Raw genomic sequence first — 15,677 nt, 5'->3', positions numbered from 1 at the left:
TCAGTTGGTGGAATGAAGTGGCGGAGGGAGTTGGATTGCCGGTGGATGGGCAGGTTTATCACTTGCATCCCATTTGCCTGCTGGGGAATCTGAACATCACTCAACAGCAGGGTAATGATCTTGCTGTTCTGCGGGGTCAAGTCACTTTCGACGCAGAAGGGAATGACATTCCTAACAGCCCTTACTTTAGCCGGCGCTTACATTGGCCAGGTGGAGCTTCCGGAGTGACGTTGGGGAGAGGCTACGATATTCGACACCGGACACAGAATGCAGTACGAGCAGACCTAATTGAAGCAGGAGTCGATATACCTTCCGCTGAGAACTTCTCTCGTGGGGCGGGGCTGTTCGGGAATGCAGCCCGCGATTTTGTAAGCACGAATCGTGATGCATATGGAGCAATTTCATTACGAGCTCAACGAATCCTATTTGAAGTTGTTGTTTATCCTCGTTATGAGGCTGCTACCCGACAACAATATAATTCAAGTGCAATGTCGGGTGGAATACCATGGGAGCAGCTAGATGACCGCGTGCGAGATATTGCAGTGGACTTAACTTATCAGCAAGGTAGTATTTGGAATCGTCAGATCCCCTATATTCGTCAAAACAGCAGAGAAGCACTGGCGATGTACATTCAAGAAACACCGGAGCTGGCTCAGTATGAGCGGGGTAGGAATAGAGCCAGGTATCTCAGGGAAGGTGATTAATTTGAAAGCCACTGCCTGCCTTGCTATTTCAATGTCATATGCTTCTTTGCTTGCTGCTGGACAAATGGGCGAAGACTTAAAAGCAACGACTCAAGAGGTTTTTTTTGCCGAAAAAATATCATCGGACGTCTCCTGGGCTGGGTACTATTTAAAGAAAAGTGAGTTGTGCACAACACCCAACGACAGCGTCGATTGCTCCGAACAATTTGTCGATGATCTAAAAATAGAAAAAAAGCATTTGGGGTATTTGGTCAAGTTGCACAGCACACAGGCAAATCAAAGTATCTGCTCCTTTGTTTTTTATATGATCCCTAAGGATGGAAAGCTTATTCACAACACACAGTTTGGACCTGTGTTTTTGCAGAAAAATGATGACTCACTCGAAATCTCTTCGAAAGGAGTGGATCCGACGGCTCTCGGTTTAGGTGTGTGTGGAGTGCACGCAGATATTGATGGCCTGAAGTTTCCACTGCGCAGTAAATCTTAGGCTGGCTTTGAATGACTGAGATAAAAGTTATCTGGTTTTAATTCGCTGGCTTCCTTTTTTCGAGCGGCTGGTCGTTTTAGTGAGGAGCAACTCAAACGCCACGGCCAGTGGGCCGACATGTCGGATAAAGGACCGATGAAGAATCGCCTGTACGACATCATCGATCGAGACCGTGATGGAGTGGTGACGGCTGAAGAGTTACAGGCAGCGATTGCTTTACCGGCACACGCGCAGTCGCTGTCGCAACTGATCATCCACTACGAAAGCGAGTGGCGCCACGAACCCCATAAGTGGGACGCGCTGGACGATGTACTGGGGCATAGCGGCTCGACTCCACTTTTGAACTGGGTGGCGGAGAAGGAACGGATCAGGGAGATCAGTTGGTGGAATGAGGTGGCGGAGGGAGTTGGATTGCCGGTGGATGGGCAGGTGTATCACTTGCACCCTGTGGGGTTAGCGAGCAGATTCAGTAGAGTAAAGCAGCATCCAGAACTATTTATAAGTGGAGTTAAAATAGAGCTTGGTTTCTTGGATTTATATGATGATTCGGTAATTGAAGATGTTGATTATGTCGCGGCGGCGACCACGCTCGGGTGTGAGGTTGAAGCAGTCAAAGCGGTCGCACTTACAGAGACGGGCTCTTCAGGTAGTTACTTTGCAAGAGACGGCGATGACAAAGTTACAACTATATTATTTGAACGACACTATTTTCATCAATTGACAGGCGGTCGATTTGACGCATCAGATCCGGATATATCATCTCGTACAAGAGGCGGCTATGGAGCCTATTCGGCACAATACGAAAAAATGGTCCGAGCCTACCGGCTGAGTCCAAGTGCAGCACTAAAGTCGGCATCATGGGGGAGATTTCAAATTATGGGGAAAAATTATTCAAGCGCTGGCTACGCTTCAGTTGAGGATTTCGTGCGGGAACTTAATCGCTCTGAGAAAAATCATTTAAAGGCATTTGTGAACTTTATAAAGTCCGATGCCATCCTTTCTTCGGCAATCATTCAAAAAGACTGGTTAACGTTTGCACTTAGATATAACGGTCCTGCCCAAGAGGGGTATGACGAAAAAATGAGGAAAAACTATAATGCATTCAAATCCATTTGAGTTCACTTTCAAGGGTGCAACCTTTTTTTTTGCAATGCTCTGGGCTGGCTTAACTTTGGCCGCTCAAGAAAATATTTGCGATAATGAGAAAGCCATATTTCAGTGTCAAGTGCGCGGCGGAAAAAATTTAGCGCTGTGTCCAAATTATGTAGGTGAACAACTGACCGGAATTCAATATCGCTTTGGCCGAGAAGTAAACAAAGAGCTTGTTTTCCCTACTTCAAACTTCGACTTTAAATCGTTCAAGTCGAATCACTTCGTTCGCTATCAGACCGATTACAAAAGAATTAAGTTTTCTATCGGTACCTATATTTATAGTCTTTATAGTGATTATGATGGCGAAAACCCAGGAGGAGCAGTGAGAAGCGGAGGAGTAGTCGTTTCTAATTCGTCCGAAATACCAGACATACAAATATCCTGCACGACTATATACATAGACAATCTTGAAGATATATTCCCCCACGTTGAGTGCGACGTTGTCGATGCTCTGGGCTGCCAGTAAGGAATAGTAAAAAGCCATGGGCGGCTACTACGAAGGTGCCTTCAGCGTGCTTCCTTACAGCGTCTATGACGCCAGCCTGAGCTACGATCTGGGCGCCTCACCGCTCAAGCTCCAGGGCGTGAAACTGGCAATGGACGTGCAAAACCTCACCGACAAGACCTAGGTCTCGCAGTGCTCCAGTGACTTGGGTTGACACCCCTGTCAACGGTTTTGCAAAAACACCACATACCCCCGAAACCATTCACTCCCCTGCAAATACCCAGGCGCCTCCCACTCCCCACCCTGGATCAAACCGATCTTGAACGGCAGCCCCATCCGGTTCATCCGTGGCAAATACGCCGCGTAATCCGGGATGCTCTGGCGTCCCTGGTACGTCTGCACCACCACTTCATCCACCACGCCCTTGAGTTGGGCGATGGCGGCGGGGTCGGCGTTGCTGCTCCAGTCCATCAGGCCGGTGATGCTCAGGCGCAGCTCAAAGGGCAGGCGTTGGCGCAGGTCGCGCAGGAAGTCGGCGTATTCGTGCAGGTATTGGGTGCGGGCGTCGAAGTCGATCTGGATGCCGACCACGGGGTTGCCTGCGTCGCGCCAACGTTGTACCTGGCCGAGCAGCTGGGTGTAGATCTGTTCGGGCCAGTGCAGGGTGTGGGCGCGGTAGACCACCCAGACTTCGCCGCGGGTGAGGCGCGGTACGCTGATGCCTTGGGCGATCAGTTGCACACCGCGCTGGGGCGCGCGGCGGGTGGAGTTGATCTGGCCCTGGAGGATGTACAGGGTCTTGGCCTGCTTGAGTACCGGCTGTGGCGTGACGCCGCTCCACAGCCAGAAGGCGTCATAGTCACGGGCATCGACGGCGCCGAATGCCGGGCTTGCCAGCAACAGCAGGCCCAGCCACAGGTGTTTCACCAGTAGTACTGCAGCGATTTGCCCCACTGGGTGTCGGCGAAACCACTTTTCAGCTGGCGGAACCAGGCTTTGCGCACGGCGGGTTCGACGTCCTGGCCGCCGCAGCTGTTGTAGCCGGCCGGCGCGTAGCAGTTGATGGCGCGGAACAGCGCGTAGGCCTTCTCGTTTTTGGGCGCCTTGGCGTTGCCGATGACCTGCTTGTAACCGTCGAGCCGCGAGAAGGTTTCACCCTTGAAGTCTGAGGCGGTGCTGCCCAGGCTGCCGGCCGCGCGGGCCTGCTCCAGAGGCATGCCGTCCAGGCCGTTGCGCAGGATGAATTCGCCGAAGCAGTTCAGGGCCTGGGGGTTCTTCGCGTCGGTCTGCAAGGTCGCTGCGGTTTGCGCGATGCTCGGGCAGGCGTAGCCGGATTCGGCCTTGTCGCCGTTCCACTGGAACAGCTTAAGCGTCTGGCTGGCGCTGTAGACATAACCCAGGCTGGTGCCCAGCTTGTCCTCGGGGGCCTGGGCGGGCAACTGCTTGAGGTCCTCGGCGAACGTGGCGAACTGGCCGTGCAGCAGGTCTTTGTAGAGCAGCACGAATTGCGCGGTCTGGCGTTCCAGCGGATCGCTGGCCTGGGCGATCTGCTGGCGCAGCAGTTCAGGCCCGGCGACGTTGCGCAGCAGGATGTAGCGCACCTGCCTGGCACTGATCGGCGAATCGCTGGCGAACACCTTGGCCAACTGGCCGCTGCGCTCGTAGTTCATGGCCAGTGCCAACTCCAGCTGGTCGCGTTGCAGCGGCAGTTTTGCCAGTGGCAACAGTTGCAGCCACAAGGCCTCGGCGCCTTTCCAGTCTTGCTTGGCTTCCAGGGCCAGGGCGCGCAGGGTCTGCTGGCTGAAGGCGAAGTAGTTCAGGTTCGACGGTACGCTCTGCGGCAACTGTTTCAAGGCGGCGTCCGGTTGATGCTCGATGTACAGCGCGCACACTGCCAGCAAGTATTCATAGAGTTCTGGCTCGCTGGCGAACGCGGTCTTTTGCTTCTCGAGGTCTGTGCGGCTGATGGCTGGCTGGTTGCCGCCGCGCATCACCATCAGGTCGCTGACGAGCTGGATCATCGGGGTCTTGACGGTATCGCTGTTGACCATCAACAGCTTGAGGTCAGCTTCTTCTACCAGCTCATCCTCAGACACATTGCGCTGCTCGTCGGTGGCCATCAGTGCCCAGGCGAACGCGTCGGCGAGCTTGGTGTTGTCGTCGGCCAGCCAGTACACCCGGCGCAGCAGGCCATGGGCCGAGGCCGCGTATTCGCCCTGTGGATAAGTCTTCAGGTAGGCGTTGAAGCCCTGTTCGGCCGTGGCCAGTGCGGGCTTATCCACACGGTCCAGGTGCGGCACGCCGTCTTCGTCATAGGTGTCGGCCTGGGCCTGGTTGAGCGCTGTGCGGGCGGTCATGTACAGCGCGGCTTCCTTCAACCACGGCGATTGGGTACTGCCGACGCCAGCAAAGCCTTGCGCGGCCTCGGCGAAGCGGCCGCTGTAAAAATCAGCGGCGGCTTGCAGGTAGGTGCGAAACAGTTGGCCGTCGGCGGACTGGATCTGCTGCGGCTCGGCGATCACCGGGCCATCCCAGGTGCAGGTGGTGAGCAGTTGCAGTCGCGCTTTGGCCAGCAGCGCGCGCTCGGTCGCCGGTATGTCGGCCTTGACCACTTGGCGGATGAACGCCGTGGCGCTGTCATCGTCGTTGCTGCGGCAGCGGCTGCCCTCGCCACTGAGGAACGCTTCGCCGGCGGTTTTATACTCCTCGCGCTTGACCCCCAGGGAAGTCAGCAGGGTGTCGAGCTCGGCGGTAGGCGAATCGTCCGAGTCGGGTTCTGTCTCTGCGCTGGAGGCAGCGGCCAGGCGATACACCGGAAACGGCACCGGGCCGAAACCCTGGGACAGGTCATCTTCGCTCAGCGCCTTGGGCGCCAACGGCGCGGCCTTTTTGTCAGCCAGCAGCAGGCGCAGGTTGGCCCGGCTGTCATTGCCTGGGCTGAGGAACGGCAGGTTGTTGCACGGGTCCAGGCTGTCACGCGAGACCCGCCAGTCGGGGTAGCACGAATCGTCGGAGCTGGCCTGGGCCTGTAGGGAAATACCGGCCAGCAGAGCCAGTGCCAGGGGTGACAGAAAACCGATGCGCATGACGTGTCCTTGATCCTGAATCCTTGGGGGTGGCAATCATAGCGTGATCCGACAAAAGCATCGGTGAAGCCCTACACAAATTACTGACTTATCCGATTGGGGCGGTGGCAATTTAACCATGCTGACATAGACTGCAATCATGGTCAGGGAGGATCGTATGGAGCGGTTACGAAGAGGGACGTTGAGTTTTATCTGCCTGATGGGCGTTGCGCCGATGGTCATGGCGGACGATCCGTTGTTGGACCATCCGCTTGCGGCGTCGACCAGCGCCTCCAGTGACGCCCGCGGTGTGCTGCGCGCTCGCGACCAGGCGGTGCTGGCCAGCGAATTGTCGGGGCGCATTGTTGAACTGCCTTTCAGCGAAGGCGAGTCGTTCAAGAAGGGCGACACCCTGGCGCGTTTCGATTGCTCGGCCTACCAGGCCCAATTGAACGCCGCCCAGGCTGCCAGCCGGGGGGCCAGTGAAGAACTGGCCCACAACAAACAACTGGCGGCGCTCAACTCCGTCGGGCGTTTTGAAGTGGCCCGCGCCGAAGCCAAGCTCACTGAAACCCAGGCCCAATCCCAGGTTTACCAAGTGCAGGTCAAGCGCTGCAGCGTGCTGGCGCCGTATGACGGCCAAGTGGTGCAGCGCAAGGTCCAACGCTATGAAAGCGTCTCGGCGGGGGCGCCGTTGCTGGAAATAGTCGACAACCACAGCCTGGAAATTCACCTGCTGGTGCCGTCGCGCTGGATGGGCAAACTCAAGCCGGGCCAGACGTTCAATTTCACCCCCGATGAAACCGGCCAGGCGTTCACCGCCACGGTCAAACGCCTCGGCGCGCGCATCGATGAGGGGAGCCAGACGCTGCTGCTGGTCGCCACCTTACCCAATGCCAGCGGGCTGCTGGCGGGCATGAGTGGCACGGCCCATTTTGCGCAATTGCAATGAACGCACCGATGCCGGGCCACGCTGAGCGCGTATTTGCGCAGTTTCTCGACCTTGAACGCCAGACCCGTGCCGCGCGTACTATCGAGCAACTGGCCTACAGCCTGGTCAACGACAGCCAGCCCCTGTTCGGCTATCGCCACACCGCGCTGTTGATCGCCGGCAAAGTGAGGGCGGTGACGGCGGTGAGCAGCGTCGATTCGAATGCGCCGTTCGTGGCGTTTGTCGAGCAGGCGGTGGCGCAGTTGCACAAACTGGCGTTGAGCCAGACTGCGCGGGTGGTCCTGGCTGAGCAATTAAGTGGCGCGGTGCAAGCCGATTGGCAGAGCCTGTCCGCCGGGCACGTGTTCTGGCTGCCGTTGATGGATCCCCAGGGCCGGGTGTTCGGCGGCCTGTGGCTGGCGCGGGATACCCCGTGGAGCCCGGCCGAACAAGTGCTGCTGGCGCATTTTGGCGACACCTGCAGCCATGCCTGGCACGCGTTGCAGCCACGCCAGCCGTGGCGCCTGCGCCTGACCCGTAAACGCTGGATAGCGGTGCTGGTGGCGTTGTTGCTGATGCTGTTGATCCCGGTGCGCCAATCGGTGCTGGCGCCCGCCGAAGTGGTGCCGCAGGCCGGGCAAGTGGTGGCGGCGCCGCTGGATGGCGTCATCGCCGAGTTTTTGGTCAAGCCCAATCAGTCGGTAAAAACCGGCGACCTGTTGCTGCGCTTCGAAAGCACCACGCTGACGGCGCAGGCCGATGTGGCGGCGCGTGCTCTGGGTGTCGCTGAAGCGGAGCTCAAGGCCAATTCCCAGCGCGCCTTTGCCGATGCCGAATCCAGTTCGAAGATCGACCTGCTGGCGGCCCGCGTCGAGCAAAAACGTGCCGAACGCGACTATGCGCGTGAACTGCTCAAACGCAGCGAAGTGCGTGCCGAGCGCGACGGTATCGCTGTATTCGCTGATGCTGACCGCTGGACCGGCAAACCGGTGCAGACCGGCGAGCGCTTGTTGCAGATTGCCAACCCTGCCCAGGCGGAATTGCGCATTGAGCTGGCGGTGGGCGATGCCATTGCCTTGGCGCCCAATGCCCAGGTAGCGCTGTTCCTCGACAGTGACCCACTGCAACGCCATCTCGCCACCCTGCAACGTGCCGCCTATGAAGCGCAGCCCACGCCGGGCGGGCAATTGGCCTATCGCCTCGATGCACAATTCGATGGCGCGCCACCGCGTATCGGCCTGCGCGGTACGGCGAAGCTGTATGGCGACCGCGCGCCGCTGGCCCTGTACCTGCTGCGTCGGCCGTTGGCGGGCCTGCGCCAGAGCGTCGGCCTCTGATGAACCTGCCCACACTGCGCGAAGACCTGCAACTGTCCAGTGCCGGCGCGGCGCTGGACGGTTCGCCACGCTGGACCCTGGCCGACCCGGTGCGCGGGCGCTATTTCAAACTCGGCGCCACCGCCATTCGTTTGCTGCGCCACTGGTCCCTGGGCGATCCAGAGAAAGTCCTGCAAGCCGCCAACCGTGAACCGGGTTTGCCCCTGGGCATCAGCGAAGTGGAGGAGCTGCTGAGCTTTTTGCGCGCCCATGACCTGATCACCGGCCTTGATCCGCAGCAGCGCGCCAGTTACCTCTATAAAGCGGCCGCACAAAAGCAGAGCCTGTGGCAGGTGTTGCTGCATCAGTACCTGTTTTTCCGCATTCCGCTGTGGCGTCCGGACGCTTTTCTCAACCGGACATGGCCCTGGCTGGCGCGCTTCGGTCCGGGCTTGCTGCGGTACGGCCTGCCGGCAGTTCTGGGCATGGGCGTGTTTTTGGTCGCGCGCGACTGGCAGCGCTTTCTGGCGACGTTCCCGCACTTGTTCAGCCTCGGCGGCGCCTTGGCGTTTGGTGTGGTGTTGTGCTTCGCCAAGTTGTGCCATGAGTTCGGCCATGCCTATATGGCCAAACGCGCTGGCTGTCGGGTTCAGAGCATGGGTGTGGCGTTCATGGTGCTGTTGCCGATGTTCTACACCGATGTGAGCGACGCCTGGCGGGTCAATGATCGCCGTGCGCGGTTGATGATCGGTGCCGGCGGGGTGATGGCCGAGTTGCTGTTGGCTTGTATCGCCTTGCTTGCCTGGGCGCTGCTGCCGGATGGCCCGGCGCGCACCGCGGCGTTCATGTTGGCCAGTGCCACGTGGCTGACGACGTTGGCGATCAACCTCAACCCGTTCATGCGTTTTGATGGCTACTTCTTGATCAGCGATTTATGGGGGGTGGATAACCTGCAAGGCCGCGCCTTTGCCCTGTGCCGTTGGCGCCTGCGTGAACTGTTGTTCGGGTATGGCGAGTCGGCGCCGGAGCCGTGGTCGCCGACGATGCAACGACGCTTGTTGGCGTGGGGCTACCTGGCGTGGCTGTGGCGGGCGGCGCTGTTTCTGGGGATTGCCCTGGCGGTGTATCACCTGTTCTTCAAACTGCTCGGGATCTTCCTGATGCTGGTGGAGTTGGTCTGGTTCATCTTCCTGCCGATCTTCAAGGAATGGCGCGAATGGTGGAGTCGTCGCAGCCAGGCCCATGCGCCGCGTGTGCTGTTGAGCAGCCTGGGGTTGGTGTTGATCGGGCTGGCGCTGGTGGTGCCGTGGCGCAGCGCCGTCGAGCTGCCGGCCATGCTCGAAGCCGGGCGCGCCAGCGCGTTGCACGCGCCGGTGGCCGCGCGGGTCAAGCAGTTGCGGGTGGCGGATGGGCAAACCGTCACCCAGGGCCAGGTCTTGTACGAACTGGAGTCACCGGATTTGGACGCGCGGCAAAGCATCGTGCGCCGTGAAGTGGAGATTTTGCAGCTGCAGATGCGCCGCCAGGCCGGGCGCAGTGAAACGGCTGCGGATGCCGGGATCAACGATCAGCGTCTGTCCCAGGCCCTGGCCGAATACCGTGGGCTGGCCGCCCAGCGCGAACGCCTGCTGTTGCGCGCGCCCCATGCCGGCAGGGTGCGCGATGTGCTGCCGCAATTGAGCGTGGGCCGTTGGCTGTCGCCCAAGGACTCACTGGCCCAGGTGGTGGAAGAGGGCGCACGCCTGCGCGGTTACCTGGCCGAGGCCGAACTGTGGCGGGTGGCGCCGGGTTCCACTGGACGGTTTATCGCCGATGACCCGATGCACGTGGCCATCCCGGTGGTATTGACCGACATCGACGCCAACGGCGTGGCCTATCTGGACCAGGAGGCACTGACCTCCGATCACCATGGGCCAATTGCCGTGCGCCGCGACGAAAATCAGCGACCGGAGCCGGTACAGGCTCAATACGGTGCGCGACTGAAAAGCGTTGAAACGATCCCTACCCCCCATCAACCGCTGCGCGGAGTGGTGATGCTGCAAGGGCGCAGTGAGTCGGTACTGGGCGTGGCCTGGCGACGGGCGGCAGCGCTGGGGGTACGAGAAAGTGGGTTCTGACAAGCGTCAGGAGGACGCCAGCCGCGTAGCGGTAAGCCGCATAAACCGTTGAAACCCCGTGTGCGCCGGGCCTTTGCGCAACATCCCGAAGAGTGTGGGCAGGCAGGATGGTCAGGTGACCCCCAGCCGGTAACACAACGCCTGGCGGGTGCAAAACAGCAAGCGAAACCGAGGCTTTTGTCCTAGAGTGGCGCTTGTTTGCGCATGCGCAGGGTTTGCCTTGAAAAGAGGCAGTTTCAGAGGAATTGAGGTGCGACGGTCCGTGGTAGAACAAGACGACAAAGTTGGGGTTTTTCCCGCAGTCAGTCGCCTCTCGGCTGCCTGGGCGGGTGCCGGTTGGCTCAGCCGGCTATGGTGGGTGCCGATTCTGGCGCTGGCCATGGCCGTACGCTTTTATGGCCTGACAGCGGCGGCGATCTGGGGTGACGAAGGTTCGAGCCTGCTGCTCAGCGAATACGCGGTAGGCGACCTGTGGTTCCACGCGGCCCATGATGTGCACCCCCCGTTGTATTTTTTCATGCTGCGCGGCTGGATCGGCCTGTTTGGCGACGGCATCTGGTCGATTCGCGGCATGAGCGCGATTCCCGGCGTGGTCGCGGTGGGCCTGGGTATCTGGCTGACGCGGCTACTGTCCACCTATCGTGCCGCCGTGCTGGCGGGTGTGCTGCTGGCGCTGTACCCCACTGCCGTGCGATACAGCCAGGAAGTGCGTATGTACTCGCTGCTGGCCGTGTGGCTGCTGGCTGCGACGCTGGCGCTGGTGTATTGGGTACGCCGCCCCGAGCGCACGCGCTACCTGGCGGCCTATGTGCTGCTGATGGCGGCCGGTTTCTATACCCATTACTTCATGGCCTTGTGTGTAATGGTGCATTGGGCCTACCTGGGGTTGTTGTACTCGTCCCAGGCACCTGGCCGACGGTTGCTCCTGCGCCCAGCGTGGTGGTGCGCCAATGTCCTGATTGTGGGGCTGTACTTGCCCTGGTTGCCCAACCTGGTGGACCTGGTGCAGCACGTCGAACAGCTCAAGACCGGGGGGGATATCGGCTGGGAAGACCCGGTCACGCTGATCTCCGTCCCGTCGATGATCTGGCAGTTCATGCTCCAGGACGAGGGCATCGGTTTCTGGGCACCATTGTTCTGGTCGTTCCCGCTGCTACTGATCGCCGTCGTGGGGGTGACCGCCTGGCGTGATCGCGAAGCCCATCGGCCGGCCGGCCTGCTGGCGCTATTCTTCCTGCTGCCGCTGTTGCTGGTGTATGCGGTATCGTTTATTTCCCCGGTGTTCATCGAGCGCTACCTCACGGCGTATGCCCTTGGCTTGCCGATCATGGTGGCCCTGGCCATCGACCGCCTGCCCAAACGCCTGTCACGCTGGGGCGCCGCGTTCCTGGTGCTGTTTATCAGCGTGGAGCTGCTGGGGCTGAAGAGCAATGCAACCGTGGACGACCGCGATAATTTCAACGTGCCGGTGGAGTTCGTCAACCGTAACTATCAGGAAGGCGACCGCATCGTCCTTAGCGACATGCTGTGGTACTTGAGCTACGTGTATTACGACCAGACTGACGCCCAATTGCAGCTCTATACCCCGCCCAAACCGGATGGCACGTCGACCCGGCCTAACGCGTATGGCTTCGGTACGCTGGTGGACCAGGACGGCGGGCGTATCTACCTCGATAGTCTGTCGGCTTTACCGGCGGATACGCGCCGCGTCTGGCTGATCAGCAGCACTGATTTGCCGGACGATTTCGCGCCGATTCCCACCGATTGGCGCGAACTTTTGCGCCAGGATGGCGGTGGAGCCAGGGCACGCCTGTTCGTGCTTTGCCGCGGGCCAGAGCCTTCGCAGCCGGAGGGCTGTCGCTAATTGCGAATTGGCATTGAGAAAATGCCGAAATAGTGGCAAATGAACACTAGTTGACCCTGCAATCCTCTACTACGCTTCCACCATAAATGGATTTGTCCTACAAAGTGGTGAAAGGATTGCAGTATCACTTTATCTCCGGTCTGCCGCGTTCCGGCTCGACCTTGCTCTCTGCAATCCTGTTGCAGAACCCACGCTTTCGCGCCGGCATGAGCAGTCCCATAGGGTCGTTGTTCAATGGTGTGCTGGCGCAGTGCAGCGCCGGCAGCGAGTTTGGCTCGGTCATTGATCCGGACACCCGCCGCCGCCTGTTGCGCGGCTTGTTCGATGCTTATTACGGCGACAAACCCTCCACCCCGGTGGTGTTCGACACCAACCGCCAGTGGTGCGCGCGCATGCCCGCCCTGCATGACCTGTTTCCCCAGGCCAAGGTCATTGCCTGTGTGCGCAACGTGGCGTGGATCATGGACAGCCTGGAACGCCTCTATCGCGCCAATCCGTTCGAGAACACCAAGCTGTTCAACGACGACATCGAGCGCAACACCGTATACAGCCGTGTCGAAACCCTGGGCCAGCGCAATCGCCTCGTGGGCTATGCCTGGTCGGCCCTCAAAGAGGCGTACTACGGTGAAAACGCCGGGTCCATGTTGATCGTCGACTACGACCTGCTATCCCAGGCGCCCGAGCGCGTGATGCGGCTGGTCTACGAATTTATTGAGCAGCCGTGGTTCGAGCATGACTTCGACAACCTCAGCTATGACGCGCCGGACTTCGACGAGGCTCTGGGCGTCAGCGGGTTGCATCGGGTCAAGCCCAAGGTCGCTTTGCAGCCTCGGCGTACGATCCTGCCGCCGGACCTCTTCGAGCAGTTTGCGCATATGGATTTCTGGCGGGATGGCAGCCTGAGCGCCGCCAATGTAATTCGCACCAAAGCCGATGCCGCGATCGGCTGATCGCGGTTTTTTTCATTGCGGGTATCAGCATTCGACAAACGGGTGAGCAGCATGTGGTGGAGCAAAGGTAAGGCACGGCAGACAACAATAGGCGCCAACCCCCTGGCGACGCCGATGATCATGTTCCTGGAACCGCGCATGTTGTTTGACGGCGCGGTGGCCGCCACTGTGGCCGATGCCGCCCAGGCGGACAGCCATGCCACTGCCGACGCGGCCGCCAAGGCGCCGACGACCGAGCACGCCACCGCCAGCAAAGACACCCATGGGCAAACCGACGCGCCGGCCACACCGGCGCCGGTTGCCGTTCCGGGGCAGACCGTAGTGTTCGTCGACGCCCGGGTCAAAGACTCCGCCAACTTGCTCAAGGGCGTCGCCCCCGGCACCGAGGTGGTGCAGCTGGACGCCAGCAAAGACGGTTTGCAGCAGATTGCCGATTATCTGGGCAGCCACCAGGGCGTGAGCTCGGTGCAGATCCTCGCCCACGGCAACACCGGCGATTTGTGGCTGGGCAGCACCTATTTGTCGGCCGACAACATCGCGGCCCGCAGCGAAGTGCTGGCGCAGATCGGCCAGGACATGAATGTGGGCGGCGACATTCTGATCTACGCGTGCAACACGGCAGGGGACAGCAAAGGGCTCAACTTCGTCGACTCCCTGGCGCAATTGACCGGCCGTGATATTGCCGCGTCCAGCAACCGCACCGGCGAGGGTGGCGATTGGACGTTGGAAATCGCCACCGGCTCCATCGAGAGCCATACCGCGTTGTCGTACCAGGCGATGTCGGCGTACCAGTACGGGTTGGCCACGATCACGGTGGTCAACAACGGTGACAGTGGCGTCGGCTCATTACGCCAGGCTCTGAGCAGTTCGGTGTCCGGCGATACCGTCACGTTCAGTACCACGATGACGGTTAACCTGAACTCGCAATTGATCATCAGCAAAAACGTCACCATCGCCGGTGATCTGAACCACGACGGTGTGGCGGATGTGACCCTCAACGGGCAGTACAAGACCCAGGTGCTGATGGTGGGCAGCGGTGTGACTGCGACGCTGGATGGCTTGGTCATCACCCAAGGCCTGGCGGCGGGGAATGGCGCAGCGGCGGGCGTCGACGGCACGGCGGCAATGGGCGGCGGTATTGTCAACCTCGGCAACCTGACCTTGAACAATGTCAGGGTGACCAGCAACGCGGCCTCGGGCGGTGGCGGGGGCGGAGGGGTCACCGCGCCCTACGTTGGCGGCGCGGTGGGTGGTGGGGGCGGCGGCGGTGGTGCTCTTGGCGGCCAGGCCGGCGGCCATGGCGGCACTTCGGGCTTCGGTACCGGCGTTTATGGTGGGACGTCCGGTAGCGCCAACACCGGTGGCAATGGTGGCGGCTACAACCCGAACTATATGGGCGGCCGTGGTGGCAGCAGCACCGGCGGCGCGGGTGGCGTGGGCGCAGCCAACTACAGCAATGGCGGTGCCGGCGGCACCGCAAACAACGGCACTATTTCCATTGGCGGCGGCGGTGGCGGTTCCGGGTGGGACAAGCCTGGCCGGGCAGGGGCTTCGGCCAGTGGCGGTATCTACAACGCCAGCTCCGGCACCCTGACGGTCGTCGGCACTTCGGTGATCTCCAATAACATCGCGGCCGGCGGAGGTGGCGGTGGTGGCGGTGGCCTGGGGGGGTCAGCAGACTCGGGCGGCGCGGCGGGCAAAGGCGTTGGTGCGATCTGGAACAAAGGCACGCTGTTGATGACGGCCGCCAACTTTGCGGCCATGAGCGGCAACGTCGGTGGCAGCGGTTCCGGTGGCCCGGCGTTGGGTGGAGGCAGCACGGGTGCCTCCGTGGCTGCCGTGAACAATATCTTCAACGACGGCGGTACAGTGAACACCGCCTACGCACCGACGCCGTCCGCGACCATCGTAGTGGCGAACGCGGCCCAGCACATTGGCAGCACTTCGCAGGTGACCATTACCTTCAACCTGGCCGTCACCGGTTTCACCAACGCCGACCTGACGGTCTCCAACGGCACCTTGAGCAGCGTCATCTCCAATGATGGCGGCCTCACCTGGACGGCGACGTTCACCCCAGATGCGAGCGTGACCAGCGCGAGCAACCATATTGTGCTGGACAATACCGGTGTCACCGGCGTGTCGAATGGTCTGGCGGGCAGCGGTACCTCCACCTCCAATAACTACGCCGTCGATACGGTACGGCCGACGGCGACAGTCGCCGTGGCCAGCCCCGGGCTGAACCTCGGTGGTTCCTCCGTGGTGAACATCACCTTCAGCGAAGCGGTGACCGGATTCAGCCTGGCCGACATGACAGCCTCCAACGGCACCCTGAGCAGCCTGACCACCAGCGATAATATCCACTGGACCGCCACCTTCACGCCGACGGCTGGCGTCACCAGCGGCACCAACGTCATTACCCTGGACAACACGCTCTACACCGACACCTCGACCAACGTGGGCACCGGTACTACCACGTCCAATAACTACACCATCGACACCGTGCGCCCGACCGCAAGCGTGGTAATAGCCAACCCTGCGCTGAACATCGGCGGTACTTCCCTGGTCACCATCACGTTCAGCGAAGCGGTCACCGGCTTCACCAATGCCGACCTGAGCGTCGCCAACGGTACGTTGAGCGCGGTGACC

General features: G+C 60.4%; 12 protein-coding genes and 1 pseudogene. 11 read left to right on the top strand and 2 right to left on the bottom strand.

Going from position 1 to position 15,677, the window contains the following annotated elements:
* The 5 genes and pseudogenes from ACODSV_RS33740 to ACODSV_RS33720 all read left to right on the top strand — a co-directional run.
* Positions 1 to 704: pseudogene (locus ACODSV_RS33740) on the top strand (hypothetical protein); the annotation flags it as partial.
* Between the two features lies 1 nt (position 705).
* Positions 706 to 1,191: a hypothetical protein gene (locus ACODSV_RS33735; RefSeq protein WP_150056030.1), complete on the top strand. Its 486-nt coding sequence runs from the start codon at positions 706 to 708 to the stop codon at positions 1,189 to 1,191.
* Between the two features lie 135 nt (positions 1,192 to 1,326).
* Complete coding sequence (locus ACODSV_RS33730; protein ID WP_454843087.1) at positions 1,327 to 2,307, top strand: N-acetylmuramidase family protein; 981 nt, start codon at positions 1,327 to 1,329, stop codon at positions 2,305 to 2,307.
* Positions 2,288 to 2,809, top strand: a complete 522-nt coding sequence (locus tag ACODSV_RS33725; RefSeq protein ID WP_150054256.1) for a hypothetical protein — start codon at positions 2,288 to 2,290, stop codon at positions 2,807 to 2,809. Before ACODSV_RS33730 ends, ACODSV_RS33725 begins: the two co-directional genes overlap by 20 nt.
* 16 nt (positions 2,810 to 2,825) lie before the next feature.
* Positions 2,826 to 2,972, top strand: coding sequence for a hypothetical protein (locus tag ACODSV_RS33720; protein WP_190300914.1), 147 nt, complete (start codon positions 2,826 to 2,828; stop codon positions 2,970 to 2,972).
* 38 nt (positions 2,973 to 3,010) lie between these two features.
* On the opposite strand, the gene ACODSV_RS33715 is transcribed toward ACODSV_RS33720, so the two are convergent.
* Together ACODSV_RS33715 and ACODSV_RS33710 are read right to left on the bottom strand one after the other, a co-directional pair.
* Positions 3,011 to 3,715, bottom strand: a complete 705-nt coding sequence (locus ACODSV_RS33715) for a DUF3142 domain-containing protein (RefSeq protein WP_024072677.1) — start codon at positions 3,713 to 3,715, stop codon at positions 3,011 to 3,013.
* Positions 3,712 to 5,874, bottom strand: a complete 2,163-nt coding sequence (locus ACODSV_RS33710) for a PA5441 family protein (RefSeq protein ID WP_150054255.1) — start codon at positions 5,872 to 5,874, stop codon at positions 3,712 to 3,714. The genes ACODSV_RS33715 and ACODSV_RS33710 overlap by 4 nt, the downstream gene beginning before the upstream one ends.
* A 199-nt stretch (positions 5,875 to 6,073) precedes the next feature.
* On the opposite strand from ACODSV_RS33710, the gene ACODSV_RS33705 reads away from it, so the two are divergent.
* From ACODSV_RS33705 to ACODSV_RS33680, 6 genes are all read left to right on the top strand, one after another.
* Positions 6,074 to 6,805 carry an efflux RND transporter periplasmic adaptor subunit gene (locus tag ACODSV_RS33705; protein WP_223817822.1) on the top strand — a complete coding sequence of 244 codons (732 nt, stop codon included), beginning with the start codon at positions 6,074 to 6,076 and terminating at the stop codon, positions 6,803 to 6,805.
* Positions 6,802 to 8,121: an efflux RND transporter periplasmic adaptor subunit gene (locus ACODSV_RS33700; protein ID WP_024072680.1), complete on the top strand. Its 1,320-nt coding sequence runs from the start codon at positions 6,802 to 6,804 to the stop codon at positions 8,119 to 8,121. The genes ACODSV_RS33705 and ACODSV_RS33700 overlap by 4 nt, the downstream gene beginning before the upstream one ends.
* Positions 8,121 to 10,217 carry an efflux RND transporter periplasmic adaptor subunit gene (locus ACODSV_RS33695; protein WP_150054254.1) on the top strand — a complete coding sequence of 699 codons (2,097 nt, stop codon included), beginning with the start codon at positions 8,121 to 8,123 and terminating at the stop codon, positions 10,215 to 10,217. Before ACODSV_RS33700 ends, ACODSV_RS33695 begins: the two co-directional genes overlap by 1 nt.
* 250 nt (positions 10,218 to 10,467) lie before the next feature.
* Entirely contained in the window at positions 10,468 to 12,081 is a 1,614-nt protein-coding gene (locus ACODSV_RS33690; RefSeq protein ID WP_150054253.1) for a glycosyltransferase family 39 protein, read from the top strand.
* A gap of 86 nt (positions 12,082 to 12,167) precedes the next feature.
* Entirely contained in the window at positions 12,168 to 13,031 is an 864-nt protein-coding gene (locus ACODSV_RS33685; RefSeq protein ID WP_024072683.1) for a sulfotransferase family protein, read from the top strand.
* A 51-nt stretch (positions 13,032 to 13,082) separates the two neighbouring features.
* Positions 13,083 to 15,677, top strand: a 2,595-nt coding sequence (locus ACODSV_RS33680; RefSeq protein WP_489046903.1) for an Ig-like domain-containing protein, incomplete at its 3' end; no start/stop codon positions are given.

It is taken from the genome of Pseudomonas sp. FG86, assembly GCF_057808775.1.
The sequence above is the reverse complement of the archived record's forward strand: the minus strand, read 5'-3'. Positions and strand labels throughout refer to the sequence as shown.

Bases quoted from the DNA above. Each gene is read 5' to 3' on its own strand.
- ACODSV_RS33720 (WP_190300914.1), top strand. From the start codon at position 2,826: ATGGGCGGCTACTACGAAGGTGCCTTCAGCGTGCTTCCTTACAGCGTC.
- ACODSV_RS33730 (WP_454843087.1), top strand. From the start codon at position 1,327: ATGAAGAATCGCCTGTACGACATCATCGATCGAGACCGTGATGGAGTG.
- ACODSV_RS33685 (WP_024072683.1), top strand. From the start codon at position 12,168: ATGGATTTGTCCTACAAAGTGGTGAAAGGATTGCAGTATCACTTTATC.
- ACODSV_RS33710 (WP_150054255.1), bottom strand. From the start codon at position 5,874: ATGCGCATCGGTTTTCTGTCACCCCTGGCACTGGCTCTGCTGGCCGGT.
- ACODSV_RS33705 (WP_223817822.1), top strand. From the start codon at position 6,074: ATGGGCGTTGCGCCGATGGTCATGGCGGACGATCCGTTGTTGGACCAT.
- ACODSV_RS33695 (WP_150054254.1), top strand. From the start codon at position 8,121: ATGAACCTGCCCACACTGCGCGAAGACCTGCAACTGTCCAGTGCCGGC.
- ACODSV_RS33700 (WP_024072680.1), top strand. From the start codon at position 6,802: ATGAACGCACCGATGCCGGGCCACGCTGAGCGCGTATTTGCGCAGTTT.
- ACODSV_RS33725 (WP_150054256.1), top strand. From the start codon at position 2,288: ATGCATTCAAATCCATTTGAGTTCACTTTCAAGGGTGCAACCTTTTTT.